Below are 18,200 nucleotides of genomic sequence, written 5' to 3' on the forward strand. Positions count from 1 at the left end.
GAGTCTATTGATCGTCGAGCGGCAGCCAGTGCACCGGCGAGGTTTCGCGGATGTGCACCAGTACATCGAAGGCGTCGGCCAGGGATGCCACGGAGATGTTGGCCTCGGCGTCCTTGGCGGGGTCGTAGATGCCGCTGATGACGCGTGCCTTGACCGGGCTCTCGAGCCACGCACGCACCGAGTCCGGCACGGTGTCGCGCAGGTCTACGTAGTAGGCGGGCAGGTCGACCGAGCCGAGGATCGCGTCCACCAGCTCGGGTTGCGGGTCGGGCGCCGTGGTCATGCCGAGGTCGCCGTGGTGGAAGCCGAGGGCGACCGAGGCGTAACCGGTGCCGAACTCGTCGTGCAGGTAGGCGCCGAGGCCGCGGAATTCCGCTGTCCCCATGCCCAATCGGAGGTTCGTGGTGTGTGCGATGCCGTCCCAATAGACGATCTTCGTGCCGGTGTCGCGTTGCCAATCGATGACCCGCCGGCCTGCGGGCCGCTCGTCACGGGCGAACCCGCCCTGTCCGGCGACGCTGTTTTCGTGGAAGTCGAGAATCAATTGCAGATGCCGGTGGACGTCTGCGTATTCCGTTGTGGTCGGCAGGTTTTCGAACAAGGCAACAGCGTCTCGTGCGTGTTCGGCAAACGGACGTCCCGGATGAATGCCCTGATGGCGCTGGACATGTTCGTCCACCTGATGCGCCGTCCGAATCGGCGCGAGGTGAGCCTCGATGGCGGCCAACCGATCCGGCGCGACCCGGCGCACATAGTCGAGCACCACGTCGTAGTCCGCGGGCTCCGCGCTGGGCGGCTGGACACCGAACACTCGCACCTGGTCGTCGGGATGCGCCTGGTTGAACGCGCGGATCCACTCCAGTGCCGCAACGGTTTCCGTCGTCCGCCACGGCCGCCATGAGCCGGCGAGCACCGATTCGGGAGCACCGGCTCCGGTGCGCACGTATCGATCCCACCGCTCGCCGGAACGAGCGCTGTCCTGAATTGCCAACCCGCGGAAACCATGTCGCTCGACCAGCGCCCGGAAGACCCGCTCCTGCACCCCGTAGATCTGCCGGGAGAACCGCGTCGACTCACCGAGTCCGACGACCGTCGCGGAACCGAGCCGATCGATCAGCGGATCGAGGTCGGATCCGGCGTAACCGGGATCGGTATCGACGATCGGACGGGCATTGGCACTGAGCCACGCACGGACGGTGGCGATTTCGGGTGCGACGGTTCCCATGGTTCCTCCTGCGACGACGATCCAACACGGCCAAGCCTCATACATGAAGCAATGTTGAGGTCAAGGCCGCGTCGGAACTCGGCGATGGAACCCTTACAGCGGCGTGCGCATGAGCAGCACGTTGTACTGGCTGTGCACGGTCGTGAGGTAGTACAGGTCACGCCCGGTCTGGTACGGGAAGATCGACGGCGCATACGCGCTCGGCAGTTCCCTGGTGTCGATCAGCACCTCGGGATCGCTCCACGGACCGGTCGGCGCCGACGCGCGACGCAGCACCACCGAGTTGAACGGGTCGGTGGTGAGCGAGATGTATTGGCCGAGATAGGCGTTGTACATCACCGACAGCTCGCCGACACCCCACATGATCGGCGCCGCGGCATTGACGTCTCCGCGTTTCCACGCCCCGCCGTCCCAGTATTCGTACGCGCCGAGATCGGCGATCTGGGCTTCCGGCACCCGCGCGACGAACGCCTCCTGGTTACGGCCGGACGGGGTGCCGTACTCGTAGATGAATCCGCCGTCCTTGAGGAAGGCGTTCATCTGGAAGTTGCTGTTGCCGCCGTCGTCCGGGCGCCGGGTGGCGGGCAGCTCGCCCCAGGTCTCGCCGTTGTCGCCGGAGGCGGCGAGCCCGGAGTAGTTGGTGCTCCACTGCCCGACCTCGTCCCAACTGCGCACGGACATGAGGCTCATGAATTGGACGCCGCCCACCGAGATGCCCGCGGTGGGAATGCGGCTAATCTCCAGAAAAGGGATTTTGGGGCTGGGCACCAGATCGCGCGCCTGACCGAATACATCGCGGACAACGCTGTCGAAGTAGATGCCGCCCGCCGGATTCTGGGTGTGGCTGCGCGTCAGAATATTGGACCGCCACGACCACATACTTCCGGCCAGAAGGTTCGGAAATCCGACGCCCGCGGTGTCGCCGAATGCGGTCAGCAACTCGCCGTTCCCGTTGTCCCACATGATGCCGAGGTCGGTGCCGAGCACGTTATAGGCCTGGGTGTTGTTCGGGCTGGCCATGCCGGTCATCTGGAACACGGCCTTGGTGCGCCCGACGAGGTTGGGCAGGCCGTTGCTTCCGTTGAGCACCGGAATCGGATTGATGGTGTTTGGGTCCGCGATGGCCGGGGTACTAGCAGTGATAAACAATGCCGAAGCGCCCGTCAACGCCGAAAGCAAGATGGCTGCCGTCTTGGTCAAGGTTCGTGAGCCCTCCGTGTCCTCGCCGAGAAGCAATGCGAAACACAGACTCCCGCGATACACAGACCACTCGCGGTGTGTACGCACCACAATTCGACTGGCTGGCAAATCTCTAGGAAATGCTAGCAGTGCAGTCGTCGAAAATGTGGTGCGTACTTCAAATGGGCTCGTTGACCGTCAGCCCTTGGTGGGCTTGCTCCGCGTCGTGGCCAGCCGAATGATCAGCGGCAGTTGCGTCGCGCGTTCCACCGCGAAGGTGCGGCGTGTCGAGGCCTCCCACGCCTTGTCGAACAGTCGCTTGACGCCCGCGACAGCATGCGGCGAGCGGGTCGCGATGCGGTCGGCGAGCTTCTCCGCGGCCGCCACCGGATCCGCGGTGACCTCGGTGACCAGGCCGATGCGCTCGGCATACGCGGCGTCGACCGTGTCCGCAGTCATCGCCAGCAGTAGCGCCTTGTCGACGCCGATCAGCCGGGACAGCGTTGCCGCGCCGGTCATGTCGGGCACCAGGCCGTGCTTGGCCTCCATTACCGAGAACTCCGCGTCCGGGGTGGCGAAGCGGAAGTCGGCGGCCAGCGCGAGCTGCAGCCCGCCGCCGTAGCAGCGGCCGTGCACCGCGGCGATCACCGGAACCCGCAGTCTGCGCCAGGCCCAGCACGCTTCCTGAAACCTGTTGGTGCCGCGCCACGGCAGCGGAATGAAGCTGCGCACGATGGACAGCGGGTCGCCGGTCGCCTTGGCGATGTCGAGGCCGCTGCTGAAACTCGGGCCGTTGCCGGACAGGATGACCGCGCGCACCTCGTCGCGACTCGCGATGGTGTGCGCGGTGTCGATCAGGTCGCCGAGCATGTCGATGGTGAGGCCGTTGTGCTTGTCCGGCCGGTCGAGGGTGACGTAGGCGCGGTCGCCGTCGAACCGCAGCGCGATGTTGGTGCCCATGCCCGGATCTTACCCGTGAGTCAGTTCTGCGTCCTGGCCCATTGCCCGGCCGTGCGGTCTCTGTTCTAATCGAACCCGAGTTACCGTCAATGCTGACGGTATCCGCGCCGACGGTGCTGTCGACGCCCCGCAAGATCATCGGAGGAACAATGCTGCCAGCGGGAATGGATCCCCGGACGCCGGTGCTGGTCGGTGCCGGGCAGGTCGTGCACCGAAGCGGCGAATCGGGACTGCCCGGTCCGGTCGAACTCGCCGCCGAAGCCCTGCGCCGCGCGGGCGCCGACAGCGGCACCGGTGATCGGCTGGTGCGCGCCGCCGACCTGATCGCGGCCGCGGCACCGGTGAGCAGGCCGTACCCGGATCTCGGTGCGTTGGTCGCGGCCGAACTCGGCGCGTCCCCGAAGCGCACGATGCAGTCCGTGCGCTTCGGCGGCGACGCACCGCAGCGCCTGGTCAACACGGTCGCCCAGGCGATTGCCAACGGGCAGTCCGACATTGCGCTGATCACCGGCGCCGAGGCGGTGGCCGCGTGGAACACCGCGACTCGCACCGGCACCGAGCTGCATTGGCCGGAGCAGCCCGACGACGTGCAACCGACCGAACTCATCGGCTCGGACCGCGCGCCCAACTCCGACATGGAAACCGCGGCCGGGCTGTGGGGTCCGGTGTACTTCTACGCCCTGATGGAAACCGCGCTGCGCGGTCGGCTCGGGCTGAGCGAGGACGAGCACCGAGCGCGGATCGGCGGACTATGGTCGCGGCTGTCCGCGGTGGCGGCGGGCAATCCGTATGCGTGGCAGCCCACGGCGCACTCCGCCGCCGATCTGGTGACGCCGACGCCCGCGAATCGGATGGTGTCTACGCCGTATCCGAAGCTGCTCATCGCGAATCTTTCGGTGAATCAGGGCGCCGGGCTGATCCTGTGCAGCGCGGCCGCCGCCACCGCGGCCGGGGTGCCGCGCGACCGCTGGGTGTTCCCGCACGGCGGTGCCACCGCGACCGACGAGTGGTTCGTCTCCGAACGCGCCGACCTGGCCGCCTCGCCTGCCATCGCCGCCGCCGGACAGGCCGCGCTCGGCGCCGCCGGTATCGGCATCGACGATGTCGCGCACATCGACCTGTACTCCTGCTTCCCGGTCGCGGTACAGGTCGCGGCCGAGGCGCTCGGGCTGCCGATCGACGATCCGGCGCGGCCGTTGTCGGTCACCGGCGGGCTCACCCTCGGCGGCGGCCCGGGCAACAACTACAGCACCCATTCGATTGCGACACTGATCGGCTTGTTGCGTGAGGACCCGAGCGCCTACGGTCTCGCGACCGCGCTCGGCTGGTACATCACCAAGCACGGCGTCGGCGTGTACTCGGCCGAACCGCCTGCGCAGCTGTTTCATTCGATCGAGGCGGAGGTCCCTGTCGCCCGTCGCGACGCCGCTCCTGGCTACACCGGACCGGCCACGGTCGAGTCGTACACGGTCGCCTATCGCAAGGGTCCGGCGCCCGACCATGTCGACGAACCCGAAGCCGTCGTGATCAGCGCGCTGACGCCGACCGGTGCCCGCATACTGATCCGGGCGTCCGACGCCGAGACGGTTGCGGCGTTCGACGACGGCGATCCGCTCGGCGCTGCCGCCGACATCACCGCCGCTGACAAGCTCACTCTGCTCTCCGAGAGGACTGTCCGATGACCGATCTGATCTTGATCGAACGACGCGACGCGATCACCGTGTTGACCATCAATCGCCCCGAGGCCCGCAACGCCATCAACCTCGCGACCGCGCAGGCCATCGAGACGGCCGTGGACGAGTTCGAGGCCGACGACACTGCCAGGGTGCTTGTGCTCACCGGTGCAGGCGGAACCTTCAGTGCGGGTATGGATCTCGTCGCCGCGTCGAAGGGCGAGATGCCGATGACGCAGCGGCGCGGGCCGCTCGGTATCGCCGCGAAACCTCCGGTGAAGCCGATGATTTCGGCGGTCGAGGGTTTCGCTTTGGCCGGTGGCTTCGAATTGGCGCTGTCCGGTGACCTGATCGTGGCCGCCGACAACGTCCAGTTCGGTATCCCGGAGGTGACGCGCGGTTTGGTTGCCGCAGGCGGCGGTGTGCTGCGCCTGACGCAGCGCCTGCCGCGCAGCATTGCCGCCGAACTCGCGCTCACCGGTGGGCGGATCAGCGCCGAACGGCTCTACCAGCTTGGCCTGGTCAATCGGGTCACCGAGCCGGGCGCCGCATTGGACGTGGCTCTGGAACTGGCCGCCGCGATCGCCGCCGCCGCGCCACTGGCCGTCGCCGCGAGCAAGCGGATCATCGATGAGTCGCCGGACTGGACGGTGACCGAGGCCTTCGCCAAGCAGGGTGAGATCGCTTTGCCCGCAATATTTTCCAAGGATGCTGCCGAGGGCGCGCTCGCCTTCGCGCAGAAGCGCGAACCCCAATGGCAGGGACGCTGACCTCCGCCGGGGAACGCGTCCGGGAGACGCAGGCGCAGCGCCGCGCGCGCATGCGCACGCGGCTCCTGGACGCGGCGGTGCAGAGCCTGACCGAGGTCGGTTACGCGGGCACCACCACGCTCGAGGTGCAGAAGCGGGCCGGGGTGCCGCGCGGCACGCTGCAGCATCACTTTCCGACCAAGGCGGATCTGCTCGCCGGTGCGGTCGAGCATCTTGCCGCCCGCCGATTCGACCAGCTGACAAGGGAATTCGCGGAACTCCCGGCCGCGGCGGATCGGCTGGAGGCCGCGGTCGAGCTGACCATGCGGATGCTCAGCGGGCCGTCGTTCTGGGCCGCGCTGGAGATGTGGGTCGGTGCGCGCACCGACCCGGAACTGCTCGCCGCGTTCCTGCCGCTGGAGCAGCGGCTGTTCGAGTTGATGCACAACAGCATTCGGGACGTTTTCCGCGCGGAGTTCCCGGATGACCCTCGGGTGCCGACGATTACCGAGTTCACCATCGAGATCATGACCGGTCTGGCCCTGCGGGTGCTGCTGACCGGTGAGGTGGATCGGAACCGAATCATCCAGCAACGCTGGCGAAATGCGGTTCGCATCCTGCTGGGGACGGCGCACCCGGACACGCTGATCGAGCCGCGTCCGGAGCGATGACCGGCCCTTATGTTTTGCCGACGGTGCCCAGTACGGCTTGCGCGCACGCGATGGGGTCGTCGTAGAACGGCGTGTGTCCGCTGCCGTGCAGGGTGATGTGTTCGGCCCCCGGCAGTTCCGCGCGGGCGCGGCGACTCTGGGTGCGATAGGTCAGCAGGATGTCGCGATTGCCCCAGGCGATGGTGACGGGAAGGTCTGCCAGAGCGCCGATTTCGTGCAGCTTCGCGTCGGCGAACGAAGCCATCGCGGACTCGAAGCCCGGTGCGTCGGCCGCACCGTTCGCGGTATCCACCGCCACCTGGGTGCTGACCGCCCAGGCCTTACCGAACACCAAGGTCAGGAAGGCGGTCCGCCCGGCGGCGGTGCCCAGGATCGTCGGCAGCGCGGGCTTCAGCCGGCGCGCGAGCAGCCGTGACCTACCGAGCGACTGCTGACACCAGATGCGACCTGCCTTGTCCCAGAACGCAATCGGCGAAAAGGCGGTGACCGAGCGAGCCAACCCGCGGGCACCGAGGTTGAGCGTGATCAGCCCGCCCATGGAGTTACCCGCCAGGTGCGGCCGCTCGATCCCTTGCGCGGCAAGGAATTCCGCGAGCGCCTCGGTGAGCGTGTCGACGGTCGTGGTGGCCAGCGGTGCCGAATCGCCGAAGCCGGGAAGATCGACGGCGATCACGTCATAAGACTCGGCAAGCGTGTCGATGATCGGCTCCCACACCTGCCACCGGCTGCCGATGCCGTGCACCAGCACCAATGGCTCACCCGCACCGACCCGATGATGGTTCAAAGTAGTCATCGCACCCATCCCAACTCTTCGCCCGGCGGTGCGCCCACAGTAACAGCAGTCACCAGCCATCAGTTGTGCCTTTGCTTTGGTCTTTGTACTGACGAACCGACTGATTTCGGAAGCACATGGGTAACTCACCGGGTACCGGCTAACTCGGCTCGCCGCATCACCGCCGACCGCCAACGCTGCTTTCGTGGCACCCGAGCCTGGCCTGAATACTCGGAGAGGCGGTAAGGTAAAAGGTATGGCAACGCGTAAGGTCACTCTTTCGCTGGACGAGGCCGCCTGGTCCTTCGCCGAGCAGGCCGCGGCCCGCGCGGGCATGTCGCCGTCGGCCTGGATATCGAAGGCCGCTCGGCGTGAGGCCGTGCGCACCGGGTGTGGTCCGGCACCGGATGTGACGGCGCAGGCCGCCGCCGACGCGGCCGAAATGGCCGCCGCCGAGGAGGCGATGCGTGCGGCGGGGTGAACTGTGGATCTACAACCCGCATGGTTCGCCGCGACGCCGCACTGTCGTGCTCATCAGCAGTGATGGCATCAACGAGTCGCCGAGGCCGTGGCTGATCGCCGCCGAGGTGGTCGAGGACGATCCCCAGGACATCCTCGCGGTGCCGGTGCAAAGTTACGGCTGGGTGCACGCCGGGAATATCGGCCGCATCTTCCGGGGGTGGCTCGCGGAACGCGTCGATGAAATGGAATCCGAGACGCTGGAACGCCTGGATACCGCGCTGCGCGCCGCAATGGATTTGTGAAAATGCGGACCCCGCGAAGGTTTCCGACCTGATGGGTACCATCGTGGCCGACGTCCCACAGCGTCCATTCGACGGTGTCCATTTCGACAGATAGGGATTCAGGTGCGGATCTCCCTGATCGCCGCGGCGCTCATCGCGCTGCCGGTGCTCGCGGCATGCGGCAACGACAAAGCGGCGGCGGCGCCGACGGTGACGCAGGCGGACCTCGCCAAGTCCCTGCAGGACAAGGGTCTCAAGAGCCAGCAGCTCGCCGACTGTGCCGCGAAACTCTTCATCGACCAGGGCATCTCGCAGGAGGGTCTGCGCGTGATGGTCAGCAACGAGTACGACACCAAGGCCGCCGACCAGGAAACCCTCGGCATGAGCAAGGACGACGCGGAAAAGGCGCGCACCGCGAGCACCCGCATCGCCACCGAATGCATCACCGTCCCGCACTGACGGCACCGGGCGACAACCAGCTCGATCCGCGGTCCTGACCCGGCGCCGAGTTCTTCGGCGCCGCACCGCCACCGATAACCGCGCCGGACCAGCATTTCGATCGCGGTGCGCGCAACCAGTGAGCCGAGCACGGCGCTGCGCCATCGTGGGGTGATGACATCCATCGAGGCCAAATCCGCCACAGACTCCGAACTGGATGCGGTCTTCGGACCGATCTTCGAGCGCATCGCGCAGGGCGCGGTGGCCCGCGAAGTCGATCGACGCCTGCCGTTCGAGGAGGTGGGCTGGCTGCGCGAGGCGAAGTTCGGCGCGCTGCGGGTGCCGGTCGAGTTCGGTGGGTACGGGGTCACCGTGCGGCAGCTGTTCCGGCTGCTGATCGAGCTGGCGGCGGCCGAATCGAACCTGCCGCAGGCGCTGCGCGTGCACTTCTCGTTCGTCGAGGATCAGCTGCTCGCCGAGCCGGGACCGAGCCGCGAGCAGTGGTTGCGCACGACGACGAGCACGCTGGTCGGCAATGCGATCACCGAGCCGGGGGTGGGCGCGGTCGACCGCTACCGCACCCGGCTGTCCAAGGACGGCGACCGCTGGCTGCTCAACGGCGTGAAGTACTACAGCACCGGTTCGCTGTACGCCGACTACATCCTGGCCGCGGCCGACCGTGATGGCGAGCGGGTGGGCGTGCTCGTCGACGCGAATGCCGAAGGGGTGCGCCAGCACGACGACTGGGACGGCTTCGGGCAGCGGCTGACCGCCAGCGGCACAACGGAATTCACCGATGTCGTGATCTCCGAGGAACGAATCCTCGGCCCCGGCTATGGCGCACCCGGCCCGACCTACGCGACCTCGTATCTGCAATTGGTCCAGCTCGCGGTGCTCGCCGGTATCGCACAGCGTGCGGAGCTGGACGCACGGGAGTGGGTGGCCGGACGTACCCGCAGCTACTCGCATTCCGCCGCGGGCGTGCCGCGCCAGGATCCGCTGGTGCAGCAGGTGATCGGCCGCCTGTCGGCCGCCGCGTTCGCCGCCAGGTCCACGGTGCTCGCCGTCGCCGATGTCCTCGACGAGGTACTCGCGAGCGGTGCCAAGGACGAAAAGTCCTTGGTGGCAGCCGAACTCGCCGCCGCACAGGCGCAGCTCGCGGTGATCGATCTGGTGCTGCCCGCCACCACGCTGCTCTTCGAGGTCGGCGGCGCCTCGGTCGTCTCGGAACGCCAACGGCTGGACCGGCACTGGCGCAACGCCCGCACCATCTCGGTGCACAACCCGGCCATCCAAAAGGCAAGGGCGATCGGCGATCACCTGCTCAACGGCGCTGACCTGCCGTTCGCCTGGAGCGCGGGCGAACGCAAGCCCGCGACGGAGGCGGCGCAGTGACCCGCCGAATTCGCTTCAACGCCTTCGACATGAACTGCGTCGCCCACCAATCACCGGGCCTGTGGCGGCATCCGGACGACCAGTCACACCGGTACAAGGAACTGAGCTACTGGACCGACCTGGCGAAACTGTTGGAGCAGGGGCGATTCGACGGCATCTTCATCGCCGACGTGCTCGGCACCTACGACGTCTACGGCGGCACCGATGTCGCCGCGCTGCGGCAGGGCGCGCAGATTCCGGTCGCCGACCCGCTGCTGCTCGTTTCGGCGATGGCCGCGGTCACCGAGCATCTCGGGTTCGGCATCACCACCGGCACCGGTTTCGAGCATCCCTTTCCGTTCGCGCGCCGACTCTCCACCCTCGACCACCTGACCAACGGCCGCATCGGCTGGAACGTGGTCACCGGCTATTTGCCCTCGGCGGCAAGGAATTTCGGCGCGGACGACCAGCTCGACCACGACGAGCGCTACAACCAGGCCGACGAATACCTCGAGGTGCTGTACAAGCTGTGGGAAGGCTCGTGGGAGGACGACGCGGTGGTCCGCGACGCCGCCGCGGGCGTCTACGTGGACCCGGCGAAGGTGCACCACATCGGCCACCAGGGCAAGCACTTCACGGTGCCCGGCATCCACCTCTCGGAGCCGTCGCCGCAGCGCACGCCGGTGATCTATCAGGCGGGCGCGTCGACCCGTGGCGTCCGCTTCGCCGCGGCGAACGCCGAGGCCATCTTCATCGCCGCGCCCTCGAAACGACTTCTCGCCCAGACTGTTTCCCGCATCCGCGCGGCACTACAGGAGGCGGGCCGCGATCCGTACTCGGCTCGGATCTACGCGCTGGCGACCATCATCACCGACGCCACCGACGAGGCGGCCCAGCGCAAGCACGAGGAGTACCTGTCCTACGCCAGCATCGAGGGCGGCCTGGTCTTCATGTCCGGCTGGATGGGCATCGACCTGTCCGGCTATGACCTGGACGATCCGATCGGGCAGGTGGAGAGCAACGCCATCCAGTCCGCCGTCGCCGCCTTCCAGGAGTTCGACGACGACGGCCGCGAGTGGACGGTGCGCGATATCGGCCGGTGGGCGGGCATCGGCGGGATGGGCCCGGTGTTCGTCGGATCCGGCGCCACGGTCGCGGACCGGCTGCAGGAATGGGTCGACGATACCGACCTCGACGGCTTCAACCTGGCCTACGCCATCACCCCGGGCTCCTTCGAAGACGTTGTCCAGCACGTTGTTCCGGTGCTGTCCGAACGTGGCGCCTACGCCACCGACTACGTCCCGGGCACCCTGCGCAACGCCCTGTTCGGAGCGGGCGACCGGCTGCCCGACGAGCATCGCGGTGCGCGCTATCGGGTGGGCGCACCCGGATCCACCGTGCTGCCCGACGAGGTTTCGCGTCCTGGAGTCGCCATCGCCGCGCCATAGTCCGAGCGTTCCGGCGAGCACTCGGGTGCTCGCCGGAACGACAGGCTAGGACGGGAGGGAATCGAGAAAAGCCTTGGCGACGGATTCCAGTCCGTCCTTGTCGATGTCGTCGAACCGATCCGGTTTCGGGCTGTCGAGGTCGAATACGCCGATGAGTGCGCCATTGTGCACCAAGGGAATAACGACCTCGGAGCGTGTTTCGGCGTCGCAGGCGATATGGCCGGGGAACGCGTGCACGTCGGGAACCAGTTGGGTTTCCCTGGTCTGTGCCGCGGTCCCGCACACGCCTTTCCCGATGGCGATGCGGACGCACGCCGGCTTGCCCTGGAACGGTCCGACGACGAGCTCGTTTCCGTCATAGAAATAGAACCCGACCCAATTCAGGTCGGGCAGTGCGTGAAATACCAGCGACGCGACATTGGCGGCGTTGGCGACCCGGTCCGGCTCGTCCGCCACCAACGCTTGCGCCTGCGCGGCGAGCTGCTGGTACTGCTCGGTCCGGTCTCCGGTCAGATCGGCAACGGTGAACGACATGGCCCGAATGGTACGCCAGGCAAAACTGTTGTCTGCTCATTGATTCTCGCTGATCGCAACACTCACGAGGGCCAGGTCACAGCACGGATGATCCGAACATGACAACGCAGAATTCCGTTCCCCGTTCCATCCGTTCGGCCGCGGTAATCGGTGCCGGCCAGACCGGCGTCACTGCGGCACTAGGTTTACTCGACGCCGGTTTCGACGTCACCCTCTACAGCGACCGCGATCAACGCGCATTGCGCGACGACGTCCCCGCCACCGGCACCGCGCTCGAATTCGGTATCACCCAGCAGGCCGAGTCCGCCCTCGGGCTGGACACCTACACCGCGCGGGCACCGCGGCACACCGGACTCAGTGTCCGCATCGCCGGACCGGACCGCGCCGAATTGATCCAATTCGACGGCCATTTCGACGGCTACGTCGGTATTGCCGTCGACACCCGCCTGAAGGCGGACGAACGACTGACCGCCTTCCAGGAGCGCGGCGGCCGCTTCGTCGTCGAGCAGGTGACCCCGGAATCCCTCGACACGATCGCCGCGGCCAACGCCCTCACCCTGGTCGCCACCGGTCGCGGCGGACTGTCCGACCTGTTCGCCATCGACGAGGCGCGCACCCCGTACGACGCACCGCAGCGCTCGCTGCTCACCGTCACGGTGACCGGAATCGGGTACGACAAGGACGTTTTCGCGCACCGCAGCGCGGCGGGCGGCGGGCACAGCGGCTTCTCCATTCTGGCCGAGCAGGGCGAGGCCTGGTGGGGCCCGTACCTGCACAAGGACGCGGGCCCGAGCTGGGCGTTCCTCGGCTGGGCGCGTCCGGGCAGCGAATGGGAAACCCGGTTCGCCGCAGCGGATTCCGCTGAGTCCGCACACCGGATCGTGCAGGATCTGTACCGGGACTTCATCGATTGGGATCTGCCCGAGGTGCTGGCCACCCAGGTGATCGCCGACGACCCGCATTCCTGGCTGAAGGGCGCGGTCCGGCCGGTCGTGCGCTCCGCCGTCGGGCACACCGCGGGCGGGCACGTGGTGGCCTCGCTCGGTGACACCTCCGCCGCCTACGACCCGATCGCGGGTCAGGGTGCGCAGAGCGGGCTCATCCAGGCGCAGCGGCTCGTCGCGGCCGCCGCGGTGCACGACGGCGCGTTCGACGAGGCGTGGTTCACCGAGCAGTACGCGGGCTTCCTCGCGGTGCGCGGCGACGCCGCCAACAAGGTCACCCGGCTGTTCCTCGGCGATCCGGAGCTGGCCGAGATCGGCAACACGCTCTTCGCCGCCGCGAGCGTCGACCCGAGGTTCGCCGCCGCCCTCGTCGGCCTGCTGCACCACCCGCAACCGTTCCTCGCGGTCGACTCGGTCGAAGCGGCCAACGCATTCATCACCAGCGTCACCGGCGAAGACGCGGCGGCCCTGCTCGGCCGCTTCGCACCGGCCGGCACGTTCGCCCGATCCACCTACGCAGACACCCTCACCAACGCCTGACAACCCGAACATCGCCAGCACCGCGATCCGATCGCACAGATTCAAACCCTCGTGCCGGTCGGATCGCGGTGCTGGAGTGGGAGGAGATCGACGGCTACCCCCGACCCCATGGAGCAAAGCTATGACCACGGAGCAGATCGCCGATGAGATCAAATTCGCCTACTGGGTGCCCAATGTCAGCGGGGGACTGGTCACCAGCGAGATCGAACAGCGCACCGGCTGGGATTTCGAGTACAACAAGAAGCTGGCGCAGACCGCGGAGAACAACGGCTTCGAGTACGCGTTGTCGCAGGTGCGCTACACCGCGTCCTACGGCGCCGAGTTCCAGCACGAGTCGACCTCGTTCAGCCTCGCGTTGCTCGGCGCGACCGAGCGCCTGAAGGTGATCGCGGCCATTCATCCCGGCCTCTGGCACCCGGCGGTGCTCGCGAAGTTCGGCGCCACCGCCGACCACCTCTCCAACGGCCGTTTCGCCATCAACGTCGTATCCGGTTGGTTCGCGGGCGAATTCACCGCGCTGGGCGAGCCGTGGCTGGAGCACGACGAAAGGTACCGGCGCAGCGGCGAATTCCTCGAGGTGATCCGCAAGATCTGGACCGAGGACGACGTGAACTACGGCGGCGACTTCTACCGGATCCGCGACTTCACGCTGAAGCCGAAGCCGCTGAACACCCCCGAGCGCCCGAATCCCGAACTGTTCCAAGGCGGTAACTCGACCGCGGCCCGCCGCAACGGTGGCCGCTACGCCGACTGGTACTTCTCCAACGGCAAGGACTTCGACGGCGTCACCGAACAACTCGACGACCTGCGCGAGATCGCCAGGGCCAACAGCCGCGAGGTGAAGTTCGGCCTGAACGGCTTCATCATCGCCCGCGACACCGAGAAGGAAGCGCGCGACACCCTGCGCGAGATCATCGAGAAGGCGAACAAGCCTGCGGTGGAAGGCTTCCGGGACGCGGTGCAGCAGGCCGGTGCGTCCACCAAGGACCGCAAGGGCATGTGGGCCGACTCCTCGTTCGAGGATCTCGTGCAGTACAACGACGGTTTCCGCACCAAGCTGATCGGCACGCCGGAGCAGGTGGCCGAGCGCATCGTCGCCTACCGCGAGCTCGGTGTCGACCTGATCCTGGGTGGCTTCCTGCACTTTCAGGAGGAGATCGAGTACTTCGGCGCGAAAGTGCTTCCGCTGGTGCGGGAATTGGAGGCCGCGCGACGGCCGGTCGCGGCGGTCGGCTGATGACTGCGGTCGCGGCCGACCGAATAACGTCGGCCGCGCAAGCCTTTTCGGTCGCGACTCAGCTGGCGGCGGACTTCGCCCAGGGGGCGGCCGCGCGGGATCGCGGCCGGATACTGCCGCATCAGGAGGTGGAGCGGCTCGCGGCCAGCGGGCTGCTCGCCATCACCGTGCCCGCCGAGTTCGGCGGCGCGGACCTGCCGCCGAGCGCGGTGGCCGAGGTGGTGCGCATCCTCGCGGCCGCCGATCCGAATATCGCGCAGATTCCGCACAGTCACTTCGTGTACGTGAATCTGGTGCGGTTGGCCGGTACCGCTGAGCAGCGGCAACGCTACTTCGCGCAGGTGCTCGACGGTGGGCGGATCGCCAACGCCCAGTCCGAGCGCGGCGGCGCCACCATCGCCGATATCTCGACCACCTTGCGACCCGCCGGGAATCAGTTCCGCGTCGATGGGCGCAAGTTCTATTGCACCGGTTCGCTGTTCGCGAATCTGCTCGCCGTGCTGACCAGGCTCGACGATCCCGAGGGACGCAGCGGCCTGGAGCCGGGGGAGTACATCGCGTACCTGCCCGCCGATACGCCCGGCGTGCGGATCATCGATGACTGGAACGGCGTCGGCCAGCGCACCACCGGCAGCGGCACCGTCACGTTCGAGGAGGTGCTGGTCGAGCGAGATCAGCTGATCCGGCGGGCCGCCGCCGTGCAGGCGCCCACCGGTTACGGCGCGTTCGCGCAACTGCTGCACGTGGCGATCGATGCCGGGATCGCGCGTGGTGCGCTTTCCGCCGCAACGGAATTCGTGCGGACTACGAGCCGTCCCTGGTTCGAGTCCGGTGTCGCGAACGCCGTCGATGACCCGCTGTTGATTCAGCGTTTCGGCGAACTGTCGGTCACGGTCACCGCGGCCGAGGCGACCCTCACCGCGGCGGGTGTCGCGGTCGACGCGGCCACCGGAACCGGACAGCAGGGGACTTCGGAACCCCCCGAAGGGGGGCTTGCCAGATTCGCGCCGAGTGGCACAGTTGATAGCGGACAAGACAATGCCGCCGGTCGGGCATCGCTGGCGGTAGCCGCAGCGAAGGTGCTCGCCGACCGCGCGGCCAACGAGGTGTCCAGTGCGCTGTTCGAAGTGGGGGGAACACGCAGTGCCGCGTCCGATCTCAATCTGCATCACTTCTGGCGCAACGCGCGCACGCATACCCTGCACGATCCGATTCGATGGAAGTACCAGCACCTCGGCCGTGCGCTGTTGCACGGCACCGCGCCACCGTTGCACGGCGTGATCTGACCGGCCTGCCGGTCGAAACAGCATGTGATTGAAAAGGATACAAAAGTGACAGTGACGGTCGTAGTAGGCAATCCGAAGCCCGCCTCCCGCACCTTGACGGCGGCCACGCTGGTCGCGAAGGGGCTGCGTCCCGAGGTGGAGCCCACCGTCATCGACCTGGTCGATTTCGGTGCCGCCCTGCTCGGCTGGGGTGATCCGGCCGTGGCGGCGGCGGTGCGCACCGTATCCGAGTCCGAGCTCGTGGTTTTCGCGAGCCCGACCTTCAAAGCCACCTATACCGGGCTGTTGAAGTTGTTCCTCGAGCAGTTCGACGGTGGGACCGGACTGGCGGGCGTCCTCGGCGTTCCGGTGATGCTCGGCGCGGGCCCCGTCCATGCGCTGGCACCCGATCTGTTGCTCAAGCCGGTGCTCGTCGAGCTGGGCGCCACCACGGCGCTGCCCGGTCTGTACCTCTCGGACCGCACCTTCCAGGAGGACGGCGTGATCGATCGCTACAGCGTCCGCTGGCGCTCCGTCGTGCAGGCGCTGGCCGATACCGCAGCGGTGACCAATCATGCATGAGCTCTTCGAGTTTCCCGCGGACGGCAGCGGACTGCGCGGCGCCTTCGCCAATTTTCCCAGCGGTGTGGTCGCGGTGTGCGCCGAAATCGACGGCACCCCAGAGGGGCTCGCGGTGAGCACCTTCGTGCCGGTCTCGCTGGATCCGCCGTTGGTGTCGTTCTGTGTGCAGAATTCCTCCTCGACCTGGCCCAAGCTCGCCACCGCTGGGCATCTGGGCCTGAGCCTGCTCGGCACCGATCAGCAGGACGCGGCCCGATCGCTCGGCGCACGCAACGGTGACCGGTTCCGGGGCACCGAGCTGCATCGCGGTACGGGCGAGGCGATCTTCATCGACGGCGCGTCCGCCTGGATCGAGGGTGTGCCCGAGGCGCACGTGCCCGCGGGTGACCATGCGGTGGTCATCTTGCGGATCCACCGCATTGCCACGCGTACCGATGTCGATCCACTTGTCTTCCACGGCAGCCGATTCCGTCGATTGGATGCGGAGGCCAAGGAGCGCAGCCATATCGCCAGCTGACCGATCGTGCGCAGCGGGTGACCCGATCGGCCCTGGTCCTCGGCCGGTGTGGGAAACTGGAATTGCATCTATTCGGAAGGGTCGGTCATGACAATGGGCATGGTTCTCGGTGACGTTTCCTCGCGCACCTCGACGCGGTAGGAACACCCGACCTCAGTAACTCCTCGTCGCGGTGCACTCCGTGTCCCCGCATGCTCGACAACGAGGAGTCGCCGATGTCCACGATGACCTGGACCGAAGCCGATACCGTCCGAACCGCACCCTGGCATTCCGAAAGCGCGACACCGTCCCCGACCCGGATCGTGGTGGCCGACGATCGGATGACCGCCGAGACCGCCTACCGCCTGGCCTGTGAAGGCACGGCGCTGCTGTGGCGCGGCGATTACCACAATGGCAGGCAGCTGCTCCAGGCGATGAGCCGCCGCGTCGACCGGAAAACGCCTGGACCAGGCGATAGTCCGGCCGAGTCGTTCCGGTTGCAGCGCAGGGCGCGCAACCATCGCGCGCGGGTGCTCGGCAAGTTGCTCGTCCAGCTAGAGGGCGATCACGCGCTCGCGCTGCGTCGCGCGCCCGATGTGCGAAAAGCGTGTGACGACGTCTACGGGCCGCCGCACGAGTCCATGCTCATCGCCCTCACCGAGCTGCTCGGCGTGCTCGGTGCGGCCCAGTGGCGAGAGAAGGGTGTGCGGATACCGTCGCTGGACGCCAGCATCTACCCGCACTACGGCGTTTTCTCGCCGATCCGCGGCGAATACGTCGATCTGGTCGCGCGCACCCCGCTCGCGTCGACCGGCGTGCACACCGCCTTCGACCTCGGCACCGGCACCGGCGTGCTGGCCGCGGTGCTGGCCCGGCGCGGTGTCGGGCACATCGTCGGCACCGACGACAGTCCGCGCGCCCTGGCCTGCGCCCGGGAGAACATCGACCGGCTCAGGCTCGCCGCGTCCGTCGGTATCGTCGGGCCTGCGCTCTTTCCGGAGGGGCGCGCCGACCTCATTGTCTGTAATCCACCATGGCTACCGGCCCGCCCGACCTCTGCGATCGAGCACGGTGTGTACGACCAGGACAGCGGTATGCTCCGCGGCTTCCTCGCGGGCCTGGCCGACCATCTCGAGCCTGGTGGCGAAGGGTGGCTCATCCTGTCCGACCTCGCCGAACATCTCGGCCTGCGCACCCGTGACGACTTGCTCGCGATGATCGACTCGGCTGGACTGCGCGTCATCGACAAAGCAGATACCACCCCGCGCCACCCGCGCGCCCAAGACGCCACCGACCCGCTGCACGCCGCCCGCGCTGCGGAAGTCACCTCCCTCTGGCGGCTGGTTGTCTCCCCGTAGTGCTCGAGTGGC

General features: G+C 67.5%; 19 protein-coding genes. 14 read left to right on the plus strand and 5 right to left on the minus strand.

From position 1 onward, the window contains the following. Positions 1-4 precede the first annotated feature (4 nt). From ACIBK2_RS28015 to ACIBK2_RS28025, 3 genes are all read right to left on the minus strand, one after another. Positions 5-1,225 (minus strand): erythromycin esterase family protein, encoded by a 1,221-nt coding sequence (locus tag ACIBK2_RS28015; RefSeq protein WP_396971301.1) that lies wholly within the window; start codon positions 1,223-1,225, stop codon positions 5-7. 93 nt (positions 1,226-1,318) lie between these two features. Further along, the gene (locus ACIBK2_RS28020) at positions 1,319-2,425 is read right to left on the minus strand and encodes a DUF4185 domain-containing protein (RefSeq protein ID WP_396971302.1); all 1,107 of its coding nucleotides are present in this window, start codon (positions 2,423-2,425) and stop codon (positions 1,319-1,321) included. Positions 2,426-2,602: 177 nt separating this feature from the next. After that, positions 2,603-3,364: a crotonase/enoyl-CoA hydratase family protein gene (locus ACIBK2_RS28025; RefSeq protein ID WP_396971303.1), complete on the minus strand. Its 762-nt coding sequence runs from the start codon at positions 3,362-3,364 to the stop codon at positions 2,603-2,605. Between the two features lie 89 nt (positions 3,365-3,453). On the opposite strand from ACIBK2_RS28025, the gene ACIBK2_RS28030 reads away from it, so the two are divergent. The 3 genes from ACIBK2_RS28030 to ACIBK2_RS28040 are packed head-to-tail and all read left to right on the plus strand — an operon-like array spanning position 3,454 to position 6,457. Beyond that, the gene (locus ACIBK2_RS28030) at positions 3,454-5,046 is read left to right on the plus strand and encodes a thiolase C-terminal domain-containing protein (RefSeq protein ID WP_396971305.1); all 1,593 of its coding nucleotides are present in this window, start codon (positions 3,454-3,456) and stop codon (positions 5,044-5,046) included. After that, the gene (locus tag ACIBK2_RS28035) at positions 5,043-5,807 is read left to right on the plus strand and encodes a crotonase/enoyl-CoA hydratase family protein (RefSeq protein ID WP_396971307.1); all 765 of its coding nucleotides are present in this window, start codon (positions 5,043-5,045) and stop codon (positions 5,805-5,807) included. The genes ACIBK2_RS28030 and ACIBK2_RS28035 overlap by 4 nt, the downstream gene beginning before the upstream one ends. Beyond that, positions 5,792-6,457, plus strand: coding sequence for a TetR/AcrR family transcriptional regulator (locus ACIBK2_RS28040; RefSeq protein ID WP_396971308.1), 666 nt, complete (start codon positions 5,792-5,794; stop codon positions 6,455-6,457). Before ACIBK2_RS28035 ends, ACIBK2_RS28040 begins: the two co-directional genes overlap by 16 nt. 7 nt (positions 6,458-6,464) lie before the next feature. Here the strand turns inward: ACIBK2_RS28040 and ACIBK2_RS28045 are convergent, their stop codons facing one another. Continuing rightward, a complete protein-coding gene (locus tag ACIBK2_RS28045; protein WP_396971310.1) occupies positions 6,465-7,250 on the minus strand; it encodes an alpha/beta fold hydrolase in 786 nt (261 codons plus the stop codon). A 235-nt stretch (positions 7,251-7,485) separates the two neighbouring features. On the opposite strand from ACIBK2_RS28045, the gene ACIBK2_RS28050 reads away from it, so the two are divergent. The 5 genes from ACIBK2_RS28050 to ACIBK2_RS28070 all read left to right on the plus strand — a co-directional run bounded on the left by ACIBK2_RS28050 (position 7,486) and on the right by ACIBK2_RS28070 (position 11,232). Next, positions 7,486-7,710 carry a hypothetical protein gene (locus tag ACIBK2_RS28050; protein ID WP_135233911.1) on the plus strand — a complete coding sequence of 75 codons (225 nt, stop codon included), beginning with the start codon at positions 7,486-7,488 and terminating at the stop codon, positions 7,708-7,710. Continuing rightward, a complete protein-coding gene (locus tag ACIBK2_RS28055; RefSeq protein WP_357384788.1) occupies positions 7,697-7,993 on the plus strand; it encodes a hypothetical protein in 297 nt (98 codons plus the stop codon). The genes ACIBK2_RS28050 and ACIBK2_RS28055 overlap by 14 nt, the downstream gene beginning before the upstream one ends. 102 nt (positions 7,994-8,095) lie before the next feature. Then, positions 8,096-8,431 (plus strand): hypothetical protein, encoded by a 336-nt coding sequence (locus ACIBK2_RS28060; protein ID WP_396971313.1) that lies wholly within the window; start codon positions 8,096-8,098, stop codon positions 8,429-8,431. A gap of 153 nt (positions 8,432-8,584) precedes the next feature. Then, positions 8,585-9,805: an acyl-CoA dehydrogenase family protein gene (locus tag ACIBK2_RS28065; RefSeq protein ID WP_396971314.1), complete on the plus strand. Its 1,221-nt coding sequence runs from the start codon at positions 8,585-8,587 to the stop codon at positions 9,803-9,805. Next, positions 9,802-11,232 carry an LLM class flavin-dependent oxidoreductase gene (locus tag ACIBK2_RS28070; protein ID WP_396971316.1) on the plus strand — a complete coding sequence of 477 codons (1,431 nt, stop codon included), beginning with the start codon at positions 9,802-9,804 and terminating at the stop codon, positions 11,230-11,232. The genes ACIBK2_RS28065 and ACIBK2_RS28070 overlap by 4 nt, the downstream gene beginning before the upstream one ends. 45 nt (positions 11,233-11,277) lie before the next feature. On the opposite strand, the gene ACIBK2_RS28075 is transcribed toward ACIBK2_RS28070, so the two are convergent. Then, a complete protein-coding gene (locus ACIBK2_RS28075; protein WP_396971318.1) occupies positions 11,278-11,766 on the minus strand; it encodes a GAF domain-containing protein in 489 nt (162 codons plus the stop codon). A 98-nt stretch (positions 11,767-11,864) separates the two neighbouring features. Between ACIBK2_RS28075 and ACIBK2_RS28080 the strand changes: the two genes are divergently transcribed. The 6 genes from ACIBK2_RS28080 (at position 11,865) to ACIBK2_RS28105 (ending at position 18,188) form a co-directional block, all read left to right on the plus strand. Beyond that, complete coding sequence (locus ACIBK2_RS28080) at positions 11,865-13,250, plus strand: styrene monooxygenase/indole monooxygenase family protein (protein ID WP_396971320.1); 1,386 nt, start codon at positions 11,865-11,867, stop codon at positions 13,248-13,250. Between the two features lie 121 nt (positions 13,251-13,371). Next, positions 13,372-14,487 (plus strand): dimethylsulfone monooxygenase SfnG, encoded by a 1,116-nt coding sequence (gene sfnG / locus ACIBK2_RS28085; RefSeq protein WP_396971321.1) that lies wholly within the window; start codon positions 13,372-13,374, stop codon positions 14,485-14,487. Next, a complete protein-coding gene (locus ACIBK2_RS28090; RefSeq protein WP_396971323.1) occupies positions 14,487-15,773 on the plus strand; it encodes an acyl-CoA dehydrogenase family protein in 1,287 nt (428 codons plus the stop codon). The genes sfnG and ACIBK2_RS28090 overlap by 1 nt, the downstream gene beginning before the upstream one ends. Positions 15,774-15,818: 45 nt before the next feature. Next, positions 15,819-16,334 carry an NADPH-dependent FMN reductase gene (locus ACIBK2_RS28095; protein WP_396971325.1) on the plus strand — a complete coding sequence of 172 codons (516 nt, stop codon included), beginning with the start codon at positions 15,819-15,821 and terminating at the stop codon, positions 16,332-16,334. Beyond that, positions 16,327-16,851: a flavin reductase family protein gene (locus ACIBK2_RS28100; RefSeq protein ID WP_396971326.1), complete on the plus strand. Its 525-nt coding sequence runs from the start codon at positions 16,327-16,329 to the stop codon at positions 16,849-16,851. The genes ACIBK2_RS28095 and ACIBK2_RS28100 overlap by 8 nt, the downstream gene beginning before the upstream one ends. Before the next feature lie 215 nt (positions 16,852-17,066). After that, a complete protein-coding gene (locus ACIBK2_RS28105) occupies positions 17,067-18,188 on the plus strand; it encodes a methyltransferase (RefSeq protein ID WP_396971327.1) in 1,122 nt (373 codons plus the stop codon). Positions 18,189-18,200: the final 12 nt, after the last annotated feature.

Source organism: Nocardia sp. NPDC050175 (assembly GCF_044459885.1).
In the GTDB taxonomy this organism is placed as follows: Bacteria; Actinomycetota; Actinomycetes; order Mycobacteriales; family Mycobacteriaceae; genus Nocardia.